The organism is Pantoea sp. BL1, from assembly GCF_000963985.1.
Taxonomy (GTDB): Bacteria; Pseudomonadota; Gammaproteobacteria; order Enterobacterales; family Enterobacteriaceae; genus Pantoea; species Pantoea rwandensis_B.
Window position 1 is genome coordinate 42,475 of record NZ_JZRH01000014.1, and the last position, 25,899, is coordinate 68,373.

19 protein-coding genes and 1 riboswitch are annotated in these 25,899 nt (G+C 55.0%); of the genes, 14 read left to right on the top strand and 5 right to left on the bottom strand.

The genetic code is table 11. From position 1 onward, the window contains the following. Position 1 precedes the first annotated feature (1 nt). Genes VH86_RS08540 through ddpX form a run of 7 tightly spaced genes read left to right on the top strand, consistent with a single transcriptional unit; the run spans position 2 to position 7,939 of the window. Entirely contained in the window at positions 2-1,600 is a 1,599-nt protein-coding gene (locus VH86_RS08540) for an ABC transporter substrate-binding protein (RefSeq protein ID WP_045832601.1), read from the top strand. Positions 1,601-1,609: 9 nt separating this feature from the next. Next, a complete protein-coding gene (locus tag VH86_RS08545) occupies positions 1,610-2,557 on the top strand; it encodes an ABC transporter permease (RefSeq protein WP_045832602.1) in 948 nt (315 codons plus the stop codon). Continuing rightward, positions 2,550-3,377: an ABC transporter permease gene (locus VH86_RS08550; protein ID WP_045815319.1), complete on the top strand. Its 828-nt coding sequence runs from the start codon at positions 2,550-2,552 to the stop codon at positions 3,375-3,377. Before VH86_RS08545 ends, VH86_RS08550 begins: the two co-directional genes overlap by 8 nt. Then, positions 3,377-5,014 (top strand): ABC transporter ATP-binding protein, encoded by a 1,638-nt coding sequence (gene nikE / locus VH86_RS08555; RefSeq protein ID WP_045832603.1) that lies wholly within the window; start codon positions 3,377-3,379, stop codon positions 5,012-5,014. The genes VH86_RS08550 and nikE overlap by 1 nt, the downstream gene beginning before the upstream one ends. A gap of 10 nt (positions 5,015-5,024) precedes the next feature. Next, positions 5,025-6,251 carry a M20 family metallopeptidase gene (locus VH86_RS08560; RefSeq protein ID WP_045815321.1) on the top strand — a complete coding sequence of 409 codons (1,227 nt, stop codon included), beginning with the start codon at positions 5,025-5,027 and terminating at the stop codon, positions 6,249-6,251. After that, positions 6,251-7,363, top strand: a complete 1,113-nt coding sequence (locus VH86_RS08565) for a Xaa-Pro peptidase family protein (protein WP_045832604.1) — start codon at positions 6,251-6,253, stop codon at positions 7,361-7,363. Before VH86_RS08560 ends, VH86_RS08565 begins: the two co-directional genes overlap by 1 nt. Positions 7,364-7,378: 15 nt before the next feature. After that, positions 7,379-7,939 carry a D-alanyl-D-alanine dipeptidase gene (gene ddpX, locus VH86_RS08570; RefSeq protein ID WP_045832605.1) on the top strand — a complete coding sequence of 187 codons (561 nt, stop codon included), beginning with the start codon at positions 7,379-7,381 and terminating at the stop codon, positions 7,937-7,939. A gap of 84 nt (positions 7,940-8,023) precedes the next feature. Here ddpX and VH86_RS08575 read toward each other — a convergent pair whose 3' ends face one another. Both VH86_RS08575 and VH86_RS08580 read right to left on the bottom strand, forming a co-directional pair. Beyond that, on the bottom strand, positions 8,024-8,314 hold the full coding sequence (locus VH86_RS08575; RefSeq protein WP_045832606.1) for a type II toxin-antitoxin system RelE/ParE family toxin: 291 nt from the start codon (positions 8,312-8,314) through the stop codon (positions 8,024-8,026). After that, positions 8,307-8,549 (bottom strand): type II toxin-antitoxin system ParD family antitoxin, encoded by a 243-nt coding sequence (locus VH86_RS08580; protein WP_045815325.1) that lies wholly within the window; start codon positions 8,547-8,549, stop codon positions 8,307-8,309. The genes VH86_RS08575 and VH86_RS08580 overlap by 8 nt, the downstream gene beginning before the upstream one ends. Before the next feature lie 239 nt (positions 8,550-8,788). Here VH86_RS08580 and pagP point away from each other — a divergent pair, with 239 nt between their 5' ends. Continuing rightward, positions 8,789-9,346 (top strand): lipid IV(A) palmitoyltransferase PagP, encoded by a 558-nt coding sequence (gene pagP / locus VH86_RS08585; RefSeq protein WP_045832607.1) that lies wholly within the window; start codon positions 8,789-8,791, stop codon positions 9,344-9,346. Beyond that, the gene (locus VH86_RS08590) at positions 9,336-10,841 is read left to right on the top strand and encodes a carboxylesterase (RefSeq protein WP_045832608.1); all 1,506 of its coding nucleotides are present in this window, start codon (positions 9,336-9,338) and stop codon (positions 10,839-10,841) included. Before pagP ends, VH86_RS08590 begins: the two co-directional genes overlap by 11 nt. On the opposite strand, the gene VH86_RS08595 is transcribed toward VH86_RS08590, so the two are convergent. Genes VH86_RS08595 through VH86_RS08605 form a run of 3 tightly spaced genes read right to left on the bottom strand, consistent with a single transcriptional unit; the run spans position 10,831 to position 15,940 of the window. After that, positions 10,831-11,796, bottom strand: coding sequence for an acyltransferase family protein (locus tag VH86_RS08595; RefSeq protein WP_045832609.1), 966 nt, complete (start codon positions 11,794-11,796; stop codon positions 10,831-10,833). The genes VH86_RS08590 and VH86_RS08595 overlap by 11 nt on opposite strands. Continuing rightward, complete coding sequence (locus tag VH86_RS08600; RefSeq protein WP_045832610.1) at positions 11,793-14,855, bottom strand: efflux RND transporter permease subunit; 3,063 nt, start codon at positions 14,853-14,855, stop codon at positions 11,793-11,795. Before VH86_RS08600 ends, VH86_RS08595 begins: the two co-directional genes overlap by 4 nt. Beyond that, positions 14,855-15,940: an efflux RND transporter periplasmic adaptor subunit gene (locus VH86_RS08605; protein ID WP_045832611.1), complete on the bottom strand. Its 1,086-nt coding sequence runs from the start codon at positions 15,938-15,940 to the stop codon at positions 14,855-14,857. Before VH86_RS08605 ends, VH86_RS08600 begins: the two co-directional genes overlap by 1 nt. Positions 15,941-16,697: 757 nt before the next feature. Here VH86_RS08605 and VH86_RS08610 point away from each other — a divergent pair. The 5 genes from VH86_RS08610 to VH86_RS08635 all read left to right on the top strand — a co-directional run bounded on the left by VH86_RS08610 (position 16,698) and on the right by VH86_RS08635 (position 25,326). After that, positions 16,698-19,385: a cation-transporting P-type ATPase gene (locus VH86_RS08610; RefSeq protein WP_045832612.1), complete on the top strand. Its 2,688-nt coding sequence runs from the start codon at positions 16,698-16,700 to the stop codon at positions 19,383-19,385. Between the two features lie 1,348 nt (positions 19,386-20,733). After that, positions 20,734-20,863: riboswitch (TPP riboswitch) on the top strand. Positions 20,864-20,961: 98 nt separating this feature from the next. After that, on the top strand, positions 20,962-22,044 hold the full coding sequence (locus VH86_RS08620) for an AMP-binding protein (protein ID WP_045832613.1): 1,083 nt from the start codon (positions 20,962-20,964) through the stop codon (positions 22,042-22,044). After that, positions 22,041-23,492: an acyl-CoA reductase gene (locus VH86_RS08625; protein ID WP_045832614.1), complete on the top strand. Its 1,452-nt coding sequence runs from the start codon at positions 22,041-22,043 to the stop codon at positions 23,490-23,492. The genes VH86_RS08620 and VH86_RS08625 overlap by 4 nt, the downstream gene beginning before the upstream one ends. A 28-nt stretch (positions 23,493-23,520) precedes the next feature. After that, entirely contained in the window at positions 23,521-24,288 is a 768-nt protein-coding gene (locus tag VH86_RS08630) for a 3-oxoacyl-ACP reductase (protein WP_045832615.1), read from the top strand. Positions 24,289-24,384: 96 nt separating this feature from the next. Next, the gene (locus VH86_RS08635) at positions 24,385-25,326 is read left to right on the top strand and encodes an alpha/beta fold hydrolase (protein WP_045832616.1); all 942 of its coding nucleotides are present in this window, start codon (positions 24,385-24,387) and stop codon (positions 25,324-25,326) included. Positions 25,327-25,899: the final 573 nt, after the last annotated feature.

Consider the following 25,899-nt stretch of genomic DNA (forward strand, 5'->3'; position numbering starts at 1 on the left):
GATGTGCGCGATGAAAGGGTTAAACCGCAGACAGTTTATCACCAGCTCTACCGCTCTGACCGGTGCAGCCATGCTGCCCTGGTCGTTCTCGGCCCATGCCGCAGCGGTAACCAGCGCGACGCCAGGCGGCACGCCACGTAAAGGCGGTGTACTGCGTATTAGTGTTGATCAGGCGGTCAGTGTGCTGAATCCGCATCAGGTGCGCGTCAACCCGGAATATCTGGTCGCGGAGTTGCTTTACAGCGGCCTGACGCGCCTGACGCAGCAGATGAAAGCCGAAGCCGATTTGGCCCAATCCTGGCAGGCGAGTGCCGATCTAAAGCAGTGGACTTTTACCCTGCGTCCAAACCTCAAGTTCAGCGATGGCACGGCCTTAACTTCAGCAGATGTGGTGGCCAGTTTGCAGGCGCTGCTCGATCCGAAAAATGCTTCACCGGCCCTGCATAACATCGGCCCGATCAAAGCAGTGAGCGCCACAGATGCCAACACTGTGCTGATTGAAACCGATGCCCCTTACGCTGACCTGCCGGTGATGCTGGCTTATCCAGACGCCAAAATTATTCCTGCCAGCATTGCGCAGGGTCAGTACGACAAGCTCACCAAAGCCTCGCTGGGCGCGGGTCCTTTCCAGCTGGTTTCCTACGATCCGGAACGCAAAATCGTGGTGAAACGCAACCCGCATTATTACGACCCGGCGCGTCCTTATCTGGATGGCGTGGAAGTGGTGGTCTATCCCGATGGCATCGCAGAAAGCTCGGCGCTGATCTCCGGTGATACCGATTTGATGCTGAGCGCGCAGTCGAGCGAATTTGCGCGTCTCTCCAAATCATCCGGTGTGTTGCCACTGCGGGTGGCATCCGGTCAGTTCCTCAATGTGAACATGGGCTGCGATCAAAAGCCGTTTAACGATGTGCGCGTGCGCCAGGCGCTGGCACTGTGCGTTGATCGCCCGGCATCGGTGGACTTTGTTGCCGATGGCCTCGGTTCGCCAGGCAACGATACGCCGATCAACGCCTCTTACCCTTACTTCGCTAATCTGGCGAAAAAAGCGGTGGATTACAGCAAAGCCAAAGCCTTATTGGCGGATGCGGGTTATCCCAACGGTCTCGATTTAACGTTGATTGCCTCGGATAAACCGGCGACTCGCACCCAGTTGGGTATCGCGTTGCGTGAGATGGCCAAGCAAGGCGGTTTCCGCATTGAAGTGCAGACCATGGCACACAGCACTTATCTCGATCAGGTGTGGAAAAAAGGCAATTTCTACGTCGGTTTCTACAACATGCAACCGACGCCGGATGCGGTGTTCTCACTGCTCTACACCTCGACCGCGTCATGGAACGAAACACGCTGGAACAACGCCGATTTCGATAGTGCAGTCAACGCCGCCCGTGAAACCAACGATGATGCGCAGCGCACCACGCTGTACGGCAAAGCACAACAGTTGATGCATGACGAAGTGCCTTCGCTGATTCCGACCTTCTTCGATCTACTGGCTGCCAGCCGTGATTACGTCGGCGGATATCATCTGCATCCGCGCGGAGCGGTGTTCCGTCTCGACCATATCTGGTTAACTGACAAAGCGCCTAAGCGTGCAGTGTAAGGAGCGACCGTGACAGCAAGTTATCTGCTTAAACGCCTGCTGCTGATGATCTACACCTTGCTGGTGGTGTCATTGCTGGTCTTTGGCATCACGCAGCTGTTGCCAGCGGACGCCGCTGTCACCTTGCTGGGCCAGAACGCCACGCCAGAGGCACTCGCTGCGGTGCGCGAACGGCTGGGATTGGATGCACCAGCATGGTTGCAGTATTGGCATTGGCTGAGCCAGGCGTTGCAGGGCAATTTTGGTGTGTCGATGCGCAATGGGCTGGAAGTGGGGCCGACGTTATTGACCGCGCTGTCACGATCGCTGTTGCTGGCGGTGTGTGCACTGTTGCTGATGCTGGTGATCGCCATCCCGCTCGGTATCTGGGCGGCTGTGCGTCGCGGTAAAACCGCCGATGTGCTGGTCAGCGTCATCTCCTATATCGGCATCTCTTTCCCGGAGTTTGTCACCGCCACGCTGGTGCTGCTGCTGTTTGCTGACGTCTGGCAGATTCTGCCCGCCACCGGCTATGTGCCGCTGAGTGAAAACTTCATCAGCGGCGTACAGCACCTGATCCTGCCGTCAATCACCGTGGCGCTGATTCTGGTGGCGCACGTCTCACGCATGGTGCGTTCGGAGATGGTCGATGTGCTGCACACCGACTACATCCGCGCTGCCTGGCTGAAAGGCCTCTCGCGCCGCCGCATTCTCTGGCGCCATGCACTGCGTAATGGCTTGTTGCCGACCATCACCATTGTGGCGCTGGATGTTGGGTATCTGCTTGGCGGCATTGTGTTGGTCGAGGAGATTTTCGCCATTCCCGGTATCGGCCGTGAGCTGATTGTTGCCGTGCAGGCGCGCGATCTACCCACCATTCAGGCCGGTGTGATGATTCTCGCCGCGACCTATTCGGTAGTGAATTTCCTCGCCGATTTGGCCTATGTGGTTCTGGATAAGCGAATTTCCTATGCCTGATATTTTAAAACGTTTGCTGCGTTCACCGCAGGGCGCGGTGGGGGTGCTGATTATCCTGCTGTCGCTGCTGATGGTGGTGGGCGGGGCGCATGTCGCGCCCTTCGATCCTGAATCCATCTCGATTTTGACCCGTTATAAACCCCCCAGTGCCGAGCACTGGTTTGGCACCGACCAAATGGGGCGTGACATCTTCAGCCGGGTGATGGTTGGCGCACGCTCCACCATCGTGCTATCGCTGCTGGCAACCGCGTTAGCCATGGTGATTGGCTCAGTACTGGGCACCGCCAGCGCCTATCTGGGCGGCAAGTTCGATGAGTTTATGATGCGCACCATGGACGCGGTGATGGCGATTCCCAGCCTGCTGTTTGCCTTGTTGATTGTCAGCACGCTGGGTCAGAGCAGCATGAATGCGGTGCTGGCAATCACCATCGCGTTTGTGCCGGGCATGGTGCGTATTTCACGCAGCGTGGCGCTGGCGGCGCGGCAGCAGGATTACATCAACGCGGCGATTGCCCGTGGTGAAGCCGGGCACTACATCATCCTGCGCGAGATGTTGCCGAACATCCTGGCACCGATCATCGTGGAAGCCACCATTCGTGTGGCCTTCGCCATCATGCTGTTCGCCACCCTGAGTTTCCTCGGTTTAGGCGCACAGCCTCCTGAGCCAGAGTGGGGGCTGATGGTCTCCGAAGCCCGCACTTATTTCTTCACCGCACCCTGGATGATGATGATTCCAGGTCTGGCGATCGCGCTGGTGGCGATTGGTTTTAACTTACTGGGTGACGGGCTGCGAGATGTGCTTAACCCAAGGAGCCACTGATGAGTATGAAGCCTGAGCCGGTGCTGTCGGTGGAAAATTACAGTCTTGATTACGCGTTACAAAACGGTGAGTCACTGCCGGTGCTGCGCGATATTACGTTAAACGTGATGCCCGGCGAAGTGCTGGGTTTAGTGGGGGAATCCGGTTCGGGCAAAACTACGCTCGGCTGGGCGATCATGCGCTGGCTGGCGGGCAATGCCCGCGAGAAGTGGGGCGACATCCGCCTCAACGGAGAAAGTCTGCTCAGTCTGCCGGCCCCTAAACTGATGGCTCTGCGTGGCGCGAAGCTGGGGATGATTTTTCAGGACCCGAGCGCCTCACTCAATCCAACCTTAACCTTGGGCGAGCAGGTGACGGAAGTGCTGCGGCGCCATCGCCGATTAACCGCACGTGAAGCGCAGGAATTGGGCGAGTCGCTGTTACATGACGTCGAGCTTAAGCATCCGGCACGCATGATGCGCCGTTATCCGCATCAGGTTTCCGGGGGCGAAAAGCAGCGCATCTTAATCGCCACGGCCTTCGCCTGTCAGCCGGACTGCATGATCTTCGATGAACCGACCACCGCGCTGGATGTCATCAGCTCGGCGCAGATCCTCGATCTCTATGAACGTCTGCGCGAAGAGACGGGGGTAGCCTCACTGTATATTTCCCACGATCTGGCGCTGGTGGCGAAAGTCGCCGATCGCGTTTGCGTGCTGGAGAAGGGCCGTATCGTTGAGCAGGCCGACACGCAGAGTTTGTTTAGCGCACCGCAGAACAGCTATACCCGCAAATTGATTGCAGCAGTGCCGAATCCGCAACAGCGGCTGGTGCAGGATGCCGCCGGATCGCAGCCGCTGCTGACGCTGGACGCGCTCACCATCGATTACGGCCAGCAAGGTTTTGTCGACCGCTTGCTGAAACGCGAGGCGAATACCACGCGCGCGGCCAATGCGGTCACGCTCACCGTGCATCAGGGCGAAATCCTTGGCGTGGTCGGCGAGTCAGGTTCGGGGAAATCGTCGCTGGGTAAAGCCATCACTGGGTTGGTGCCGTTCAGCGGTGAGATCGATTTTTGTGGCTATGCGCTGCAAGGACGCGCGCAGATGGACAAAGAGTATCGTCGCCGCGTACAGATGATCTTTCAGCATCCCGACGCCTCGCTGAATCCGCGCATGACCATTGGTGAAATCATTGCGCGTCCGCTGCGCTTATACGGTTTGCCTCCGGGAGAAACGGAAGCGCAAGCCGTGGCGCGCCTGTTAGAAGAAGTGCGGTTGCCCGCTGAGTTTGCCACGCGCTATCCGCATGCGCTGTCCGGCGGTCAGAAACAACGTGTTGCTATCGCTCGCGCTTTTGCCAATCCACCGGATTTAGTGATTTGCGATGAAATCACCGCTGCGCTGGATGTGTCCGTGCAAGCCACCATCATCGAGCTGTTGCTGGAACTGCGTCGCCGCTACGGCACGGCTTACCTGTTTATTACTCACGACCTCAACCTGATACGCCAAATCGCCCATCGCGTGGCGGTGATGTATCGCGGCGATGTGGTGGAAGTGCTGCCCGGCGAGAATATGAGCGCGCTGGCGCAGCATCCTTATACCCGTGCACTGCTTGAAGCGGTGCATGTTCCCGACTTATCCCAATCCGTTGCTTAACGAGAAACGCATGAATCCTGAACAGTTAATTCATCATATCGATCGCGAGTTCTGCCTCTCATTTTTGGCAAAAATGGTGCAGCACAAAAGCTACAGCGCCACCGACGGCGAACGTGAGTTAGCCCGTTATATGGCAGAACAGATGACGCAGTTGGGCCTTGAAACCGAACTGCAAAAGGTTCCAGGCGACCGTCTCAATGCCATCGGCCGCCTGGCGGGCAGCGGCGGCGGCAACAGCCTGCTGTTCAATGGTCATCTGGACACCAATCCGGTGACCGAAGGCTGGACGGTGGATCCCTGGGCAGGAAAAATTGACGACCAGTTCATTTACGGCATTGGCGTCTCCAATATGAAAGCGGGCGATGCGGCCTATTTCTGTGCGCTGAAAACGCTGATTGATGCCGGTGTGAAACTGAAAGGTGATGTGATTCTGACCTACGTGGTGGGCGAATTGCAGGGCGGTATCGGCACGCTGGCGGCAATTGAACAGGGCGTGCGCGCGGACTACTTCATCAATGCGGAACCGACCGATCTTCAGGCGCTGACCATGCACGCGGGATCGCTAATGTTTACCATTGAACTGACGGGCGATACCCGCCATCTGTCGAAACGTGAAGAAGCCGTCGATGCGATCAACGCCGCCGTCGAGCTGATTCCGCAGATTAACGGCATGGTGTTCAGCGGCGCAAAAAGCGATGAGCATCTGAAAATTAACCGTGGGCACATCGGCACCGTGCACGGCGCGCTGGGGCGCGATCTGGAAGAGTGGCGTCCACCGCAGGTGGCTGACTTTGTACGCCTGAAGGGTTCAGCCCGCTTTGCGCCGGGTCAAACCGTTGAAGGTGTGTTGGCGGATCTGCAAGCGCTGCTGGATACGCTGTGCCAGCGCTTCCCCGGCCTGAAAGCCGAGCTGTTTGATGACGGTATCCGTGATAAACCCACCATGTTGCCTTTCGAAGTCTCGCCAGAGTCACCGATTGTCAAAGCGGTCAATCGCGGCTGGAAAACAGTGCGTGGCACCGAACAGCCAACCGGGGTGATCACGCCACCGGCCTTCTTTGGGACTGATGCGGCACATCTGTATCAGCATGCGGGCATGGAAGGTATCGTGTGCGGCCCCGGCGGGAAATACAACACCATGCCGGATGAGCGCGTTGAGATAACCGAATTCCTCGATATGGTGCGCATCTATCTGCTCGCCATTCTGGAGATCTGCCAGCCGGTTGAGGGCGCATAATGAATGCTGCCGCGTTAAGCCGCCTGCGTGCCACCCTGCAGCAGGCCAATGTGGATGTGCTGATCATCGATCATGGCGAACTGCTGGCCTGGTTGACCGGCTACACCGTGTCGGAAACCTTGTATCGCGCTTGTCTGGTGCCGCTTAATGGCGATCCCTGGATGGTGCTGCGTCAGTTGGATGAAGCGCCTTGTCGGGCGCAATCTCCTACGCTGACGGTAGAAAGCTATCGCGATGATCAAGACCCGTGGGCGGCGGTGGCGCACAGCCTGGTCCGGCGCGGTTATCAGCGTGCGCGTCTTGGCGCGGATTACACCTCCTATGGCATGACAGTGCACAGCTGGCAGCAGCTGTCGCGCCATTTGCCCGAGGTACAGTGGTGCGATTTAACCGGTGTGAGCGATCGGCTGCGTAGCGTAAAATTCCCGGCGGAGCTGGAGGCGTTGCGTCAGGCTTCCGCCATTGCCGATACCTCGCTGGACGCGATTGGCAAAACCGTGCAGGGCAGCTGGCGTGTGCGCGATGTCGCTGCACTGGCGGCTGGCGAGTTTTTGCGCTTGGGTGCGGACACCGGGGAAACCGGGCCGATTGTCATCGCCAGCGGCGACAACGGTTTTCTCCATGCCAGCGGTCACGAGCAGCTGTTACAGCGTGGCGATGTGCTGCACGTAGAGCTGATTCCTAAAGTGAAACACTACAGCGCGCGTCTGATGCGTCCGTTTATTGTGGGCGAGATCTCCGCCCAGCGCGCCGAGCTGGCGCAGCAACTTATCGCCATACAGGATGAACAGTTCAAGGCCATGAAACCGGGCATCAGCGCGCGGGAAGTGGATGCGATTGTACGCGATGGGTTATTGCGCAATGGACTTCGTGCGGATTATCCCAACATCACCGGCTATGCGCTAGGGTTGTATACGCGCACGCCGCGCCCGAGTGATTTTTCCTGTAGCTTCCATGCGAAAGCGGAGTGGTTACTGGAGGAGGATATGGTGTTCCATATGTATACTTCTGCGCAAAGTCTGGCGTTCAGCGAAACCGTGCGCGTCACGCCGCAGGGAGCAGAGCGGCTGACAACGCTGCCGCGCCAGCTATTATCATTGCCGGAACATTGATCAACAGGATAAAGGATGACGCAGGACATTTTACTCACTGATTTAGCCGCTGGCTTTCCAACGTTGGCTTTTGACCTGAAATACGCCACGACCGATAACATCACCGGCTACGCCATTTATCATGAAGCGCGGGCGTTACTGCATCCAGAAGCGGCGCGCGCGCTGCAAAAAAGTGTCGAAGTCGCCCGACTGGCCGGCTTCACCTTGTTGATTTTTGATGCTTATCGCCCGCAGCAGGCGCAATGGCATCTGTGGGATGCCTGCCCGGATGCCGACTATGTGGTGCCGCCCGCCACGGGTTCTAATCACAGCCGAGGCGTGGCAATTGATCTGACGTTAGTGGATGGCGCGGGCAAGGTGCTGGATATGGGTACGGCCTTTGATGCGATGGAAGATCTGTCGCATCCGTTCCATCCCGATGTACCGCCACAGGCACAGCGCCATCGTTTGATGCTCAATGCGATTATGCTGGCAGGCGGTTTTGTCGGCATGCCAACCGAGTGGTGGCATTTTGAGTTACCGGATGCGCAGCGCTATCCGTTGCTGGAAGATCGCTTTGGTTGCGTGGCGCGATAGCCATAAATCTCGTCGGCACGAAGGGGCTGTCCGATTAGCCACATTGAGGAAGATTAGGGGCGAGGTAGGGTGCTGAGGATGGCATTAAAAGTCGGATAGGTGACGAGCCGTGTCCATCTGTTGATGTAAAATACGGGCAATAAATATCCCGTAAGGATAGGCAGTATAGAAAATGGTATGTGACTGGAAAACAATCCGTTTTACATCCTGCACGCGCGGGTAATCCTGTCCCATCTCAGGCATTTTTGACAATGTTTCAAAGAACTCATCTAGTGCATCGGTGTAGCGATCGGCTTGTGCTTCACCAAATTTTAGCAGGGTGTAGTCATAAATATTGGCAAAGTCACTGTCGGCAAGTTCGGACAGTTTATACACGATTAAGCTTCTTCCTTTCAGCAGCAATTTCACGCAGTGAACGCGGGCTTTCACCGCTTTCAAGCCCTTCAACAACCGCCTGACGTACGGCTTGATCCCGTGATTCTTGCTGTTCTAACAAGCGTAAAGCCGAACGCATCACTTCGCTGGCCGATCCATAGCGGCCAGAGTCCACCATGCGCGTAATAAAAGTATCGAGTTGTTCACCCACGCTTACGGACGTAATTTTTCTCATTGAGCTCACCGTGTATTAACAGTTAATACAAAAGAACATAGTTTGCTCAAGTCTTCATCGCCAGTCAAATCGGCCTTGTTATTATGGAATGTGCCACGCAACAGTATGCTTTGCTCAGCCACTTAACCTTCACTCAACAACTATAATATTCCCTGACCGGCTGCCCGGTATGGGCACACAGATCATGCTGGCTGTTTCCCTTGCTCACTATCATTGGTGCTTTTGCTGAAGGATGACCCATGCGTACGTTTCTGGTGGCGTTGTACGCCTCGTTGAGTGTTTTGACTTTCCCGAGCCTGGCGGCAGGCACACTCAGTGATGGCTGGGAATGGCTCAAGCAGGATGTCTCACAAACCTGGGAACAGCCGCAGTATTACGATCTCTATTTGCCGTTCATCAGCTGGCACGCTCGTTTCGCCTACGACAAAGAGAAAACAGACAACTACAACGAATCGCCGTGGGGCGGCGGCTTTGGCGTGTCGCGGTACAACGAAGACGGTGACTGGAGCGCGCTGTATGCGATGGCCTTTAAGGATTCGCATAACATGTGGCAGCCGATTATCGGTTACGGCTGGGAGAAGGGCTGGTATCTGGATGAGGCACGCGATGTGCGTTTAGGGCTGGGGTTAACCGCAGGCATCACCGCGCGTGATGATTTTGCCAACTATGTGCCGTTGCCGATTGTTCTGCCGCTGTTCTCCGCGGGCTATAAACGCCTCAACGTGCAGTTCACCTATATTCCGGGCACTTATAACAACGGCAACGTGCTGTTTGCCTGGTTCCGCTATGGCTTCTAAAACGGTACAGCGTGCATCCGCGCTTAAGTGGCTGAAGAGAATCGCCCTGGGCCTGGTTTCTTTGCTTGTCATGTTTCTGCTGATTCGCGGGTATCAATCCGAGCAGGGGCCGCCGCTCCATCGCTGGCACACCTGGGCGGCTGACGAAATGACAGTGCAACAGATGGATCACGCCACCTTCGCCGACTACCTGGCGCAGGAAAATGTGATATTCCAGCAAATGAAACACAACGTCACGGACGCATTGAGCGAGGAAGAGAAAACCTCGCTAAACCGCTATTACGCGCAAAGCCCGGTCTATCCGGCAGGGTTTGCCACCGACTGGAACCACTCTTTTGTACTCAAGCCGACAGGCGAAATCAAAGGCGCGGTCGTGTTGCTGCACGGATTGACCGATTCGCCCTACAGCATGCGTTATTTGGCGCAGGCTTATCAGCAACAAGGCTATGTTGCCGTAGTGCCGAGATTGCCGGGTCACGGCACCGCGCCAGGGTCATTAACCAAAGTTGACTGGAAAATGTGGCTGGCCGCGACGCGTCTGGCCGTGCGTGAAGCCACCCGGGTAGCGGGAACCCAGGTCCCGTTGCATCTGGTGGGTTACTCCAATGGTGGCGCGCTGGCGATGAAGTATGTGCTTGATAGCCAACAGGATCAGGCGCTGCGCAAACCACAACAGTTGGTGTTGTTGTCGCCGATGATCGGCGTCACCGCCTATGCGCGTTTTGCGGGATTAGCGGGTTGGCCAGCGGTGTTCCCGGTGTTTGCTAAAGCGGCGTGGCTGAATATCGTGCCGGAATACAATCCGTTTAAATACAATTCATTCCCGGTGCGGGCGGCACGTCAGTCCTGGCTGTTAACCCAGGCGTTGCAGGAGCAGGTGGTGCAACTCGCCCGCGAGGGCGAAATCCGTGACTTGCCAACGGTGTTGACGTTCCAGTCGATCCTCGATTCCACCGTCAGCACCCGCGCGGTGGTCAATGCGCTGTATCGTTATTTGCCGGACAACGGCAGCCAGTTAGTGATTTTCGATATCAACCAGGCGGCCAATTTACGCGCGCTGTTCCGGCCTGCGCTGTATTCAGCGGTCAGCGAGTTGTTGCCTGCTGCGCCGCGCCGCTACGCGACAACGGTGATCACCAATGCGTCACCCACCACTTATGAGGTGGTCGCGCGTATGACGCCTGCCGATCAGACCCAGGAAGTCACGTACCCGCTGCAGCTGGCGTGGCCGCAGGATATGTATTCTTTGTCGCATATCGCCGTGCCTTTCCCGCTGACCGATTCACTATATGGTCGCGAACCTCTTGAAAAAAATCGCTATGGCATTAGCCTTGGCACCATTTCACTGCGCGGAGAAACCGCCAGCCTCACCGTGGGGCTCGACACCTTGATGCGCAATACCTCGAATCCGTTTTTCGCTTATATGATGGCGCGAATTCAGGATCGGATAGCCTGCGGTCAGCAGCCGGACCTGCAACAGTGCCTTAAAGAGTAATGACTTTTTTCAGCAGCCCGTTGGCAAGAATCAACCGGGCTAGCAACACTGAGAGCACAAAGGTCAACACAATCAGCGTGAGCTTGGTGGCCAGCGAGGTAATCGGTATGAGCGTGGTGACGATGTGAAACACCGAGTAATGCATGATGTATACCCCGGTCATGGTTTTACTCACGGTGGCCAGCAGCGTCTCTTTGAGGGCGACATGGCGACGAAAGCGCACGCCGCTGGCGGCTAATACCAGAGCTACCACCAGCAGATAAATTTGTGAACCGGTGAGGAGGAAGGCATTGCGATCGGCTTTAAACAGCGCAAAGAAAAAGTGCTGCTCGTAGAGCCAGGTGAACAGATAAATAAAGGGCAGGGCGCAGGTGGCGATGAAGGCGACGCGTCTCCGATTCAGCCAATCGGCAATCACCGGCTCACACAATAGCTGGCCGGTGAGGTAAAACAGCAGCCAGGTCCAGATGCGGTATTGCGGCGCGAGGCTGAACACCCGCACTTCGGGATACAGCACCGACAACAAATCGTAGCCATAGGAAAACAGCAACAGGCCACCGACCAGCGCGCAGAACGTCAGACGATGCAGGCTAAGCCAGGTGAGCAGCGGATTAAAGCTGTAAATCACGATGAACGAGAACACAAACCACGGCTGAATCAGATAGCCGCGCTGGTAAGGCTCCCAGAAATAGTAAATCGTCATCCAGAACAGAAACACGATCACCACATTGCGGATCTTGCTGAGCTGCCAGCGCAGATCCTGCTCGGCATGGCTATCCATAATCCCCGCCACCACGAAAAATAGCGGGGTGGCGATGGTGGAGATAAAGGTCAGGAACGCCAGAATCCAGTGGTAGTCATAATCGTAGCGATCCCAAGTGTTATACAGCGTAAAGAAGGTCACTGCGGCCATGCAGCCGAGTGTCTTGATGACATTCAGCCCGGTGGCGTTCATGCTGACGTCGCTTTCTCAGCGCGGTGGAAGCAGGCATAAATCACCGGCAGAACCAACAGCGTCAGTATCGTCGCGAAGCCCAGCCCAAACATAATCACCACCGCCATGCTCTGGAAAAACACATCGCGCAGCAGCGGTGCCAGGCCTAAAACCGTGGTAAAAGCGGTCAGCAGGATGGGGCGCAAGCGCGACGTCGCGGCATACAGAATCGCGTCATGCTGTGTTTTGTCCTGTTTTTGCTGTTCAATCTCTTCCACCAGCACAATGCCATTGCGGATCAGCATGCCGCTCAGGCTCAGCAAGCCAATCAGCGCCATAAAGCCAAACGGAATACCGGTGAGCAAAAAGCCCGGCGTCACGCCGATCAGCGCCAATGGCACCGTGAGCCAGATCGCCACGGCATTTTTCACCGAGCTAAACATCAGCACGGTAATCACAAACATCACCAGATAGCCCAACGGCAACGTGGTGAACACCCCTTGCTGCGCTTCGCTGGAGTTTTCGGCATCGCCGCCCCATTCAATGCTGTAACCGTGCGGCAGGGGGATCTGATCAATTTGCGGTCGCACGCGTGACAGAATATCGCCGGACGTATCGCTGCTCAGCGGGCTGGGGTCGGTCATCACCGTCAGCACGCGGCTGCGGTCGCGCCGCAGAATTAATGGATCTTCCCATTCAAGATTAAAGCCACTCACCACATTGCTCAGCGGAATGTAATGCTGCTGGCTTTGGCTCCACACCAGCACATTGTTCAGATGATTGGCATCCTGGCGTTCGCTGGCGGGCGGACGCACCACCACCGGCAGCAAATCTGCGCCTTCGCGATATAAGCCGACGCGGCTTCCGGTGAAATTCATTTGCAGCGCGTTATCGATCTCCTGCTTATCCACGCCCAATTCGCGACCCAGCGCCGGATTAAACTGTGGACGGATGACCTTGCTGCGGTTTTGCCAGTCATTGCGCACGCTGTCGGTGGCGGGGTCTTGCGCGAGGATGTCGCCCACTTCGCTGGCAATGAGTCGCATACGGTCAGGATCGGGGCCTTTGATACGCACCTCGATGGCGCTGCCGCCGGAAGGGCCAAACATCACGCGTTTGGTGCTGGCATTGACCTGCGGATACTGGCGGGCGATATAATCATCTACGCGGCGTGACAGCGCGGCGATGTTACGCTGATCGTCCATGCGCACCATGATTTGCGCGTAGTTGCTGTACTGGCGCTGTCCATTGTAAGTGAGGATAAAGCGCATGCTGCCCTGGCCGACGGTCGTCACCGTTGACACCACGCCTTGCTGCCCGGTGATCGATTTTTCTATATCGCTGGCCATTTGCTCGGTGGCCTTGATGTCCGTGCCGTAAGGCAGCCACAGATCGACAAAGAAGATCGGCGTATTGGACGAGGGGAAGAAGTTTTGCCTTACGCCACCAAAGCCCCAGATCGCCAGTGCTAACAGGGCGGCCATTATCGCCAGCGTCACGGTTTTCTGCTGCAATAGCGCATTGAGCGTGCGTTGGTAGAGTCGATAAAATCCGCCATCGTAGGGCGAGGCTTCAGCGGCGGGCGTTTCCTTGTTACCTGTTTTAAACAGCCACCACTTGATCAACACCGGCGTGATGGTCAACGCCGAGAACCAGCTCAACATCAGCGAAATCAGCAACACCTGGAACAGCGATTTGCAGTACTCACCGGTGGAATCCTGCGACAAGCCAATCGGTGCAAAGGCCAGTATCGCAATTATCGTGGCCCCTAACAGCGGGAAAGCCGAACGCCGGATAACAAAGTTGATCGCCGAGGTACGCGATGAGCCTTGCTGACGCGCAATCAATACCCCTTCGACGATCACAATCGCGTTATCCACCAGCATGCTGAGGGCAATAATCAGCGCACCCAGCGAAATACGCTGCAGCTCAATGCCCCATAAATACATGATCAACAAGGTGCCCAGCACGTTCAGCGCCAGCGAGAGGGCAATAATGATGCCGCTGCGTACGCCCATAAAGATCAGCAGCACGCCCACCACAATCGCCAGTGCCATCAGGAAATTGGTGATAAACCCGTTCACCGAGTGCGCTACTTCGGCGGCCTGATCGTAAAAGGTATTGATTTGAATACCGGCTGGTTTTTCAGCCGACATCTGCTGCAGTTTGGCTTCCAGTGCACGCCCCACATCAATTACGTTGACGCCAGGGATAAAGGAGACCCCCATAGTGACCGCCGGGCGGCCGTTGGCGTGATAGATGCTGGAAGGGGATTCACTCAACCCGCGCGACAGCGTGGCGATATCACGTAATCGAGTGGTCGCGGTGTCACCTATCGGGCTGATAAGCAGATCGCTCAACTCATCGATATTTTCAAATTCCCCGGTAGGATGCAGACGAATCGATTCGGAGCCAGATTTGATCTCCCCCGCGCTGGAGACCACGTTGAGGCGACTCAGTGCGGCGGAGAGTTGAGCTGGCGTGATGCCGCGCGCCGCCATTTTCGTCAGCGAAACATCGATATTCACTTGCTGCGGAATGGCACCGCCAATCGCTACCTTGCCGACGCCAGGCACCAGCACCAGTTCTCGCCGCAACTGCTCGGCGTAGCGAACCAGCTCAGGATTGCTGAAGTTGTCACCGGAAATGGCGAAGAAAAAGCCGAATACATCGCCAAAATCGTCATTAACGAAAGGCGTCGCCACGCCGGGCGGGAAGAAGCGTGATGCATCACCCACGCGTCGCCGCAGTTCATCCCAGATTTGTGGCAGTTCGTTGGAGTGATAGCGTGACGCGATGTTGACGGTAATTTGCGACAGGCCGTTAGAGGAGATGGAACTGACGCTGTCCAGATACGGCAACTGCTGCAAAGCGTTTTCCAGTGGCAGCGTCACTTCTTCTTCCACCTGCTGCGCGGACGCGCCAGGGTATTGTGTGACCACCACGGCGGTTTTAATGGTGAAAGCGGGATCTTCCAGCCGACCAATGTTCAGCAGGGCAAAAATACCGCCCAGCCCTAACAGCAAAATCGCCAGCCAGACGCGAATCGGGTTATCAATAAACTGTTTGGAGATGTCCATTACAGCCCTCGCTCACGCGTCCAGATGCGTACGGGCTGCTGCGCATGCAGCTCATTCACGCCTGCTGCGACCACGCGTTCACCGGCTTTCAGCCCATCGGTGATCACCACGCCCTGATTTGTGACATCGCCAACAGTGACTTTTCGGTCTTCCAGCTTGAGCTGATCGCCGCTGCCTTGCACCACCCAGACATGCGGCTCATTGCGCTGGTGGCTATCGGGGTTGAACACCGCTTCGACCGGAACGACCAGCGCAGCGTGATTAACATTGGCGGGAAGATTGGCCAGATTGATGGTGACAGTACCACTGACACCCCCCACGGCCGGGAAATCGGCAGGGCGGGGCATAGTTAAGATCACCTGCCAGGTCAGCGTGTTGCTGCTACTGCTACCGGTGTGCTCTTTGTATTCGGCCTGAAATTCCCGATCCGGCAGCGTGTTAATGCGTACCACCGGGCGGTACGTCATGTTGCGGATATCCAGCGCGGTAAACAGGTTTTCAGGCACGTTAAACACCACATCGAGCAGATCGTTACGCGTTAACGTAGCGATAGGCTGACCCGCAGCCACCACCTGATGATTCCTGACGTTGACGACCGCAGCGGTGCCGCTGAACGGTGCGGTGAGCGTCATTTGGCTTAACTCTTCACGGGCAATTTGCAAGGCCGCGTTGGCGGCATCGCGGTTCGCGCGCTGCACGTCCATTTCAGCCTGCGAGATGGCCTGACGGCCAGAGAGCGTCTGGAAACGCGCGAACTGTCGCTGAGCGAGGGTGGCTGCGGTCTGACGTTCATTGACGCGTTGTTGTGCTTCATGCGATATCAGTCGGGCGATCACTTGCCCCTGTTTAACATTGTTGCCCTGACGAATCTCCAGTGAATCGATCTGTCCCGCGCGTTTAAAGGACAGATCAGTGGAATCACCGGATTCAATACGTGCGGGGAAGATGCGCTGCTGGGCTTCACCGGAAGCCACGACCTCGACCACTTTTACCATGCGTGGCTGAGGAACAACGTCCGTTTTTTTTTGATCGCAACCGGTTGTTATAAATATAACTATGGCGACCAGCGGAAAATAACGCGTCACGAGTTTGTCCTCAATCAGCAATGTTAAATTAATTATTTACGTTATTATTAGCGTGGTCTTTACTCGCCGAGCATCGAAACAACGGCGTAAGTAAATAACCCTACGACTGAACAGGTTACAATGGCGAGAATCACATAAAGACTCAGGCGGAGCAGACTATAGTCCGGCATCGTTACCTCCATTAACAGTGGGTATAAAAGAGTCATCTCACTGCGCGGGATGGGAGTGATGGTTAAGGTTTATTTGTTATGCATGAGCATAGCTGTGGATATCCAAAAATGTAAAGTTTGATAAATGCATTATCTTTGGTGCAACTCATGGAATTTACGTCTGACTTTTATCATTTAAATAGAATGATAAACCACCTTAACAGGATAAAAACAAAGTGTGGCTTTTCCCTTTATTTCATTAACATAAGGGTGTTTTAATTTGCCTGTGCTAAAAATCCTTTATTTATCTTTGGTTTAAAATTCATCAGGAAGTTGTTTTTTCATTGCAGATAACTTTCCTCATAAAAGCAGAGTGAGTTGAATAGCCTGTGCTACGTTTATTACGTTCATTTCTCTTGTTAAAAGTTCGCTGTATAGATTATTTCCCTGCTCAATTTCGTTGAGTAGCCATTAATGACATGTCTTTCAGTTATAAACCGGACTCACCTCAGGCAGTGCGTGGATGTTTGTCTTTGTATTTGAAGTGGATCTGTTAATAACGCGATGTCACCGCCTTGATTTCCGAAACAGGATTTGAGGAGAAAGCGATGAATACTGCTAAATCGGAAAGGTCGTACTATCAGCTTTCTGTCGATGATACCTTGAGTCAGACAGAGAGTTCAGTCGAAGGTATCTCGGGTAGTGAAGCAACAGCACGCTTACAACAGTACGGTGAAAATGCCCTGCCGCAAAAGCCGGGCAAGCCGGCATGGCTCCGCTTTCTCGCCCATTTTAACGATGTGCTGATCTACGTGTTACTCGCTGCGGCGTTGCTGACAGCGGTGATGGGCCACTGGGTCGATACGCTGGTCATTCTCGGTGTGGCAGTGGTCAACGCGTTGATTGGTCATATCCAGGAGAGTAATGCGGAAAAATCCCTGCAAAGCATTCGCAATATGCTCTCCAGTGAAACGGTGGTGATCCGCGCGGGCAACCACGAAACGCTGCCGACCACTGCCTTAGTGCCAGGTGATGTGGTGGTGATCCGCGCCGGGGACCGTATTCCGGCCGACCTGCGGGTGATTGAAGCCCACAATCTGCGTGTCGAGGAGGCGATTCTCACCGGCGAGTCCACGGTGGTGGAGAAAACCACGGAGGCATTGTCCGGAGAACTCCCGTTGGGCGACCGCACCAATTTGCTGTTTTCTGGCACCACCGTGAGCTCCGGCGGCGGTAAAGGATTGGTGGTGGCTACCGGTGGAGAGACCGAGTTAGGGCACATCAATCAGATGATGTCCGATATCGAAAAACACCGCACGCCGCTGCTGGTGCAAATGGACAAGTTAGGGAAAGCCATCTTCCTGATTATTCTCGCGATGATGGCGGCACTGTTTGTCTTTAGTCTGCTGTTCCGCGATATGCCGGTCTCTGAACTGATGCTGTCATTGATCAGTCTTGCGGTGGCGTCGGTGCCCGAAGGTTTACCCGCCATTATCTCCATCATCCTATCGCTTGGCGTGCAGACCATGGCGAAGCAGCAGGCGATCATTCGCAAGTTGCCAACGGTAGAAACGCTGGGTGCGATGACGGTGATCTGCTCCGATAAAACCGGCACGCTGACCATGAATGAGATGACGGTCAAAGCGGTGATCACGGCCGATCATATTTATCGGGTAGACGGTGACAGCTATGAACCGATTGGCGCCATTCATAAAGCGGATGACGCCGTGCCGATTACCGTCACAGGCGGCTCCTTGCTGGAACAGTATCTGCGCACCATCGATCTGTGTAATGACAGCCAGCTGATTAAGGATGAGAGCGGTTTCTGGAAAATCACCGGGGGGCCGACAGAAGGTGCACTCAAGGTGCTGGCCGCCAAAGGGCAGTTGCCGGTGGTCACGACTGAGTTACGCAGTAAAATTCCGTTTGATTCGCAATACAAATATATGTCGACGTTGTACCGCATTGGTGACGAAGAGCGCGTGCTGATCACCGGCGCGCCGGATGTGCTGTTCCGGCTTTGTCAGCAGCAGCAAACCGAACATGGCCTGCAACCGCTGGATATCGGCTGGTGGGAAGGCAAAATTGAGGAGTATGCGCGCGAAGGTTTGCGCATGGTGGCGGCAGCCTGGAAACCGGCGTTACCGGGACAAACGGAGCTCACCCATCAGGATCTGCAACAGGGCGTGATTCTGCTCGGCATTGCCGGAATGATGGATCCGCCGCGCCCTGAAGCCATCACCGCGATTCGTGACTGCCTGCAAGCGGGCATACGCGTCAAAATGATCACCGGAGACCATCCGCAAACCGCAATGAGCATTGGCCAGATGCTGGGGATTGGCAATGCAGGCTCGGCCATCACCGGGCGTGAACTGGAAGTGATGGACGATCACCAGTTGAGTGATGCCGCGCAAGCCTACGACATTTTCGCGCGTACCAGCCCGGAGGATAAATTCCGTCTGGTTCAGGCGTTGCAGAGTAAGCAAGAGGTGGTCGGCATGACCGGGGATGGCGTGAATGATGCGCCGGCCCTGAAACGCGCTGATGTCGGTATTGCGATGGGGATTAAAGGCACCGAAGTCACCAAAGAAGCTGCCGATATGGTGCTAACGGATGATAACTTTGCCACCATTGCCAGCGCGGTGCGAGAAGGGCGTCGGGTTTATGACAATCTGAAAAAAACCATCCTGTTTATTATGCCCACCAACCTGGCACAGGGCTTACTGATCATTATCGCGCTGCTGGCAGGGAATCTCATTCCGCTGACGCCGGTACTGATTCTGTGGATGAACATGGCGACGTCGGCCACGCTGTCGTTTGGTCTGGCATTTGAGGAGGGTGAAAAGAACATCATGCGTCGTCCACCGCGCGATCCCAAACTGCATGTCATGGATGGATTCGCCATCTGGCGTGTAGTGTTTGTCGGTTCGATGATTGCGATAAGTGCGTTTGTGCTGGAAGCCTGGCTGCAGCCGCGTGGCTATTCCCCGGAATTTATCCGCACCGTGCTATTGCAGACGCTGGTTACCGCGCAGTGGTTCTATATGCTCAACTGCCGTGTGTCTGACGGTTTCTCACTGAGCAAAGGGCTGCTGATGAACAAAGGGATCTGGATCGTCAGCGCGGTATTGCTGGTGCTGCAATTACTGATCATCTATGCGCCCTTTATGCAGTTGCTGTTCGGCACCACGGGGCTGCCATTCCGCTATTGGGTCATTACCTTCATCATCGGATTCGTGATGTTCCTGATTGTTGAAGTTGAGAAACCGCTGACTCGTCGATTCAGAACAGCCTGAATGCATTGCCGCCCGTACCGCGGGTTAAGCGGTGCGGGCGGCGTTTTAGACGTTCGGGGTAAAAACTGAGGTTGAAACGTCGTCGCACATTCACTCTCATCAACTCAGAGAGGAAAGTGTCGCACGGGTTCAACGACCTTCACCGGCTTCTTTCGCTTCGGCTTCGTCGCTCTGCACAGCGCTGGCATGGTCGCGTTCGTCTTAGCCGTCTCGCTGGTCTTATTAACAGTGATGCAGCTCGGGCAGTAATGAACATTCGCATATTGCATCGTAGCGACAGTTAACGCCTGGCTGTGGTTATACATACTGCCAATAAATGCCCTTGAATCGACACCGGGTAGTTGTTCACATCCTGCGGTATGCAACAGCAAGCCCCTGCGGGCGTGATCGCATACGTAGTACTTCATTGACTTATACATTGTTTTAATCCGTTTGCTGTGTGAGTCAATCGACTCATTAAAGTTTGTCGTATTCAATATCTTGTCATTCAGAACATCTCACCACGGCCTGGAATGCAGATTGCCCGCGACGGTTAAACGTAAACGGAACCAGAATAGATGTGCCATTTTCGCGGCGCTTTCCTGATGAAACAGAAGAGAACCGTTGGAGATGCTGTTTTTGCCAAACATTTCGCACTAGGCTTTTTCAAGCAGGTCTTTATCTACGTTAATAACGGCTTTACTACGGTGAACGGTCACGCAGGATAAATGGTCGTTTTGATTTTCTGTACTCTGGAAATATACCTCATAACCAGACGCGCACAAAATTATCCCCAAAGCACACAGTGTCTCAATCTGCGCGTGAAATTCTGCTCTGTTTCACGAACAGTCTCTGGTCTAACTAACGAAAAATCAAGGGGATTTATAAGCGTTTAGTTGAAATGAGTTGATGTGTTTTGCTGCTGGGATAGGGGCATTATCTGATAATGATCGGGAGATTATCTGAATATTACATAGCAAAATTAATGCCTGTGAGATTTATTGCATTCGCACTCAGACAAATAAACCGTGCAATAAAGCCTAAGTACAACAAATAACCTGGTTAAGAATTTGTTAATGCTTGAAGTGTGGCAATTCCATGACAATATTTCCATCATTGAGACTGAGGTTAATGGGGTGCTGATGATAAAACCTCACAGCCTTATCACTCAGAAGGACCGTTCACATTGATCAACGCATCACCCTGAAGCGGGAAACAATGGAAGTGCGCCGGATCAACTCAAAAGATCAGTGTGTTAAAACAGTAAATGGTTTAACCTTTAACAATCGTCAGCAGTAGATTTAAAGTAAGCCCAATAAAATCAGTGCGTTGATTGACATTTTATTGTGTGGCCTTTTGATTGACTGCGACCTGTTCCAGGGGGTGCCCGGTTAGCGGGCTGAGATTCTACCCGCCAGCGTTTTACGCGTTGGCAACGTAGTGACCCTACGAACCTGATCCGGCTAATACCGGCGTAGGGAGCGGAACACAGGGCGACACTGCGCCCTGATTCCATCTTTGTGCTTGTAGCGGACAGATCCTACTCATCAGGCCCGGCCTGAGAGATTTCGCGCAATCGCAACAGGTGGACTCGCCCATGACTGAAGCTGCTTTGATCGACGCTTTGCTCACCTTTCTACAGCGTCAGGATACAACCGACGACGACTTTAATCGCATGGCGCTTGCCGTCTTCGCGTACCAATTTGAACACAACCTCCCTTATCGCCGCTTCGCTATGCAGCGTGGCCGCACGCCGTTTACGGTCAAAAACTGGCGTGCCATCCCGGCGATTCCCATCACCGCCTTTAAGGATCTGACCCTGAGTTGCCATGCCAGCGATGACGTCGAAGCCGTGTTTATGACCAGCGGTACCACGGGCACGGTGAAAGGTCGCAGCTATCATCCGACACTCGATGTCTGGAAATGCTCAATGACGCAGAATTTTCGCCAGCGCTTTATGGCGGGCAATGAGCGCATCCGCATGGGCATTTTATTCCCCGATAACCAGGTGCTGCCCAACTCTTCGCTGGCACACTATCTCACGCTAGCGATGGAGAGATTCGGCACCGCGGAGAGTGAAGTGCTGCTGGATGACGGGGGTATCGCGATGGATCGCCTTTTTGCTGCACTGGAACAGGCGGAAGCGCGAGATGAACCCTATGCGCTGCTGGGCGCGAGCTACAGCTTTGTCCATCTGCTGGACGAGATGCAGCGTCAACGGCGAAGTTTTGCGCTCCCCGCAGGCAGCCGCATTTTAGATACCGGCGGGTTTAAGGGCCAATCACGCGAGATTGAGGCCGAGCAGTTTTACACCGAACTGAGTGCGGCGCTGGGCGTACCGCGCACGCACTGCATCAACATGTACGGCATGACCGAACTGAGCAGCCAGTTTTATGATGACGGTAACGTTGCTTGTCCTTCGGTGAAATCTGGCCCGCACTGGATCCGCACCCGCGTGGTCAATCCACTCAGCGGCGAAGAGGTGGCGGAAGGTGAGATTGGCGTGCTGGTGCACCATGATCTGGCTCATTTCAATTCGGTTTCTGCTTTGCTGACGGAAGATGCTGGCCGCGCGGTCGCGGGCGGTTTCCATCTGCTGGGCCGGGTTACCGGAGCGGATGCAAAGGGCTGTTCGCTGGCAATGGAAGAGTTTTTGGCTGCTGCGCAGGGTGCAGTGTGAAAGAGGTCGCGGGTTATCTACCGGGATGTTTGTCGCCAGAAGAGGTGCAGTGGCGCACGTTGAGTTTTAGCCATCACGGCCAGCAACTGGATGTGGACGTTCCCGATCTGAATCCGGCACAAATAAAGCTTCTGAGCGCACATGTGCGCGAGCATGCTCGCGCTTATCTAAAGACGCTAAGTGTGGCAAAGATCGTGGCGATAATTGATCAAGCCACTGTGCGTTTACTGGATCGAGACCATCACCTGCGCCGCAAAGCCGAAACGCTATTGCCGATAGTCACCGGTTATGATGCCGAGATGATTCGCCTTGGGCTTAGCGGTTATCTCAAAACATTTCGACAGCCGCAGCTTAAGCGATTTTTGGCCGAAGACTTTAGCGATCCGCAGCTGCTGGATGATTTTCAACCAAGGCCCAATGGTGGTTTTGCGCGGGCGTTTGGCCCTGATCTTCTGCTACATATCTGGGCAGGGAATGTACCGGGTTTGCCGCTCTGGAGCCTGATTTGCGGATTATTGGTGAAAGCGGGCACCGTGGGTAAGTTGCCGGGGGCCGAACCCCTGATGGCGGGCTGGTTTGCGCAGCTGCTGGCTGAAATCGATCCCCAGCTTGGCGAGTGTCTGGCGGTGGTGTGGTGGAAAGGTGGAGAGGGCGAAGCAGAAAAGCACTGGTTTATGCAGCCTGACGTGGTAATGGCTTACGGAGGCAATGCCGCGTTGGCCGCTATCAGGCAGCAACTGCCGGTCACCACGCGTTTTCTGCCGCACGGTCATAAAATCAGCGTGGGGTTGGTGGCGCGTTCGGCGCTGGATACGCGTCAGGGCGTCGAGTTGGCGCAACGCGTGGCCTATGACGTGATGCGCTATGACCAGGCGGGTTGTTACTCACCGCAAATGCTGTTTGTTGCACGCGGTGGACGCATCACGCCGCAGGAATTCGCGGAGTATATCGCCCATGAACTGCGGGCGCTGGCGCGCAAATTTCCGCGTCGCGCGCTCTCTTCGGCCGAAGTGAACAGCGTGGCAGCCTGGCGCAGCCGTGAAGAGATTCGTGCGTTGCAGGGCGATCGCATCCTGTTTGGCGAGCCAACGGATAGCTGGGCCGTGGTCATGGTGGATGGACCCGAAACACTGATTCCTTCCGCACTCGGACGCACGCTTAAAGTGGTGGCTGTTGATGAGATTGATGATGCCATTGCCCTGATTTCGCAGCAGAAAATCTACCTGCAAACGGCGGCGGTTGCCGCCACTCCACATGAACTGTTTCATCTCGCCGCACGCTTAGGGCAAGCAGGCATCACCCGTATTACTGCCGTTGGCAACATGACATCGCCCGCCGCCGGATGGCATCACGATGGTCGCTTTAGTCTGCTGGATCTGGTCACTTTTACGGAAATAGACGCATCTGCTGAAACCGCCGCTGAGCGCTTCGCGCCCTATGCGGATTGAATCCACGTTTTTTACAGGAGGTAATACGATGAAATTTGCTGATCAAACGATTCTGGTGACGGGCGCGAGCCGGGGCATTGGTGCGGCTATCGCGCAGGCTTTCGCCGCTGAGGGCGCGCTGGTGGTGGTGAACTACCTGCACAGTGAAGCCGCAGCGAATGAAGTGGTAAAACGCTGTGAAGCTTTGGGCGGTTCAGCTCTGGCGATTCGTGCCGATGTCACCTCGCCAGAGCAGGTAGCGGCGATGATGGAGCAGATCGCCAACAACAGCGGTCGCTTGGACGCGGTGGTCAACAATGCTTTCGCGCCCTATGTTTTCGATACCGACAATCGACAGCGCTTTTGGGAAACGTCGTGGCAGGGCTACCAAAGCCAATTTAACGGTGCGGTTGGCGCGGCCTACAATGTCTGCCAGGCGGCATTGCCGTTGATGCGCTCACGCACGCGCGGCAGCATTATCAATCTTTCCAGCGATTTAGTGGCTCGTCCGTCTGTTCCTTACCACGATTACGTCACGGCGAAGTCTGCGTTGATTGGCTTCAGTCGCTCACTCGCGGCAGAGCTAGGGCCGCTGGGCATTCGCGTTAACTGCGTTGCGCCGGGTCTGGTGTATCCCACGGATGCCAGCCGCGCCACGCGGGAAGACGTGCGCGAGTTTATCACCGCACAAACACCACTGCGCCGTATTGCCGAGCCAGTGGATGTCGCCGGCCCGGTGATGTTTTTAGCGTCAGAATGGAGCGAGTTTGTCACCGGGCAAACGCTGTATGTCGATGGCGGGTTGGTAATGGGGTAACAAGGGGTGAAAGCTGATAGGGTAGGAAGCTCGATGGGTTAGCGTGAGTCTGATTATAGATTTGCTCACACCGTTTAACGTCAACAGGGAGGTTTAATGAAGACCGCAAGTATCCGCGCCGTCATCGGTGGAACGCTTTTAATGGCGTCGTCCTTGATATCGGCTTCCGCAGCGCAGCCATTGCCTGTGACTCCAGAGCATGCGAATTCGCAGCGTATCTCGGTGGAGACGCAAGGCTCGGGAACGGACGTCATATTGATTCCGGGGCTGGCGTCATCGCGGGACGTTTGGGCCGATTTGTCTGCAAATTTACGCAAGAACCATCGCATTCATCTTGTGGAGCTTGCGGGGTTTGCGAGTACGCCTGTCATTGCCAACCCGGACGGGAGGGTCATCGCTCCGGCAGTTGACGCCATCGCTGAATACATTCATGCCCAACACATCAAATCCCCGGTGATTATCGGCCATTCTCTTGGGGGAGAAATGGCATTGATGCTGGCCGCCCGTCATCCTGATCTGGTGGGGCGCGTGATGGTCGTTGATGCTTTGCCATTCTATTCGCTATTGTTCAATCCTGCAGCGACCAGCGAAACTGTCGCCCCGCAGGCCACTGCCATGCGAAATTCGATTTTGGGGCAATCGCCGGAGCAATTCGCCGAGTTTCAGAAGGTATCCATCGCCCGCTTAGCCAAGACCGAGGCGTTGAGGCCCGCACTGGTGGCGGCGGGGATTCATTCCGACCGTAAAACCATTGCCGATGCCGTGTATGAAGTGATGGTCACCGATTTGCGTCCCGAACTTAGCCGTATCAGCGCGCCGATTGAGGTCGTATACGCGTATGACACTCTATTTGGCGTACCTGCCGCCAGCGTCGAGGCGATGTACCGGAAAGCCTATGCTGCTGCACCCGATATCCACTTTACACAGATCGATAACAGTTTTCACTTTGTCATGCTTGACCAACCAGAACGATTTTCTACCGTGGTTAAGTCGTTTCTGAATGGCGATGCCAGCCAAAAGCAGTCGCAAACTGACTGAGATTTCGGAAGGGACGGCCGGAATGGGCCGTTGCTTCGGTTCGATAGAGTGTATGGTGCAGATATTGCGCGGGATGCATGTGTGATGTGAAAGAGATATGGGGGTGAGATGGGAAGGGCTGCTTTGAGCGAGGAGCAGACGTTCGGAGTTGACTCCTCATGAGTATTGCTAACAATGCCGTGTGTCAATGAACTGGGATCAAGTTATTGTCTTATATGAAATCGTCCAGACGCTATATAAAACCTGACTAGCAGTAAGTGATTAATGATGAATACTTGCGAAGAGCGATTTGAAATTTGGGCTGATACTAAAGGTTTCGATTTACTCAAAATTGAAGGAAAGTATGACGACCCGGCCACTAGCAATGCATGGGAGTGCTGGAAAACGGCATGGGCTCAAAGTGAGATTTGGGGGAGTGTAAAGCCTACCATTTAGCTAGCAAATCCGCTTATAACTCTCACGTGTCGCAGTAAAAGCCATAAAGGCAGCAATGAGCGAAGAGCGGACGTTTGGCTTGCTACCAAAACAATGGTGGCATATCAATGAGCTGTACATAAAGGACATCAAGTTCAT

Excerpts from the sequence above, each read along its gene's own strand:
- VH86_RS08580 (WP_045815325.1), bottom strand. The coding sequence starts at position 8,549 with ATGAGAAAAATTACGTCCGTAAGCGTGGGTGAACAACTCGATACTTTT.
- VH86_RS08565 (WP_045832604.1), top strand. The coding sequence starts at position 6,251 with ATGAATGCTGCCGCGTTAAGCCGCCTGCGTGCCACCCTGCAGCAGGCC.
- VH86_RS08600 (WP_045832610.1), bottom strand. The coding sequence starts at position 14,855 with ATGGACATCTCCAAACAGTTTATTGATAACCCGATTCGCGTCTGGCTG.
- VH86_RS08595 (WP_045832609.1), bottom strand. The coding sequence starts at position 11,796 with ATGAACGCCACCGGGCTGAATGTCATCAAGACACTCGGCTGCATGGCC.
- VH86_RS08560 (WP_045815321.1), top strand. The coding sequence starts at position 5,025 with ATGAATCCTGAACAGTTAATTCATCATATCGATCGCGAGTTCTGCCTC.
- VH86_RS08620 (WP_045832613.1), top strand. The coding sequence starts at position 20,962 with ATGACTGAAGCTGCTTTGATCGACGCTTTGCTCACCTTTCTACAGCGT.
- VH86_RS08550 (WP_045815319.1), top strand. The coding sequence starts at position 2,550 with ATGCCTGATATTTTAAAACGTTTGCTGCGTTCACCGCAGGGCGCGGTG.
- nikE (WP_045832603.1), top strand. The coding sequence starts at position 3,377 with ATGAGTATGAAGCCTGAGCCGGTGCTGTCGGTGGAAAATTACAGTCTT.
- VH86_RS08635 (WP_045832616.1), top strand. The coding sequence starts at position 24,385 with ATGAAGACCGCAAGTATCCGCGCCGTCATCGGTGGAACGCTTTTAATG.
- pagP (WP_045832607.1), top strand. The coding sequence starts at position 8,789 with ATGCGTACGTTTCTGGTGGCGTTGTACGCCTCGTTGAGTGTTTTGACT.
- VH86_RS08590 (WP_045832608.1), top strand. The coding sequence starts at position 9,336 with ATGGCTTCTAAAACGGTACAGCGTGCATCCGCGCTTAAGTGGCTGAAG.
- VH86_RS08610 (WP_045832612.1), top strand. The coding sequence starts at position 16,698 with ATGAATACTGCTAAATCGGAAAGGTCGTACTATCAGCTTTCTGTCGAT.
- VH86_RS08630 (WP_045832615.1), top strand. The coding sequence starts at position 23,521 with ATGAAATTTGCTGATCAAACGATTCTGGTGACGGGCGCGAGCCGGGGC.
- VH86_RS08540 (WP_045832601.1), top strand. The coding sequence starts at position 2 with ATGTGCGCGATGAAAGGGTTAAACCGCAGACAGTTTATCACCAGCTCT.
- ddpX (WP_045832605.1), top strand. The coding sequence starts at position 7,379 with ATGACGCAGGACATTTTACTCACTGATTTAGCCGCTGGCTTTCCAACG.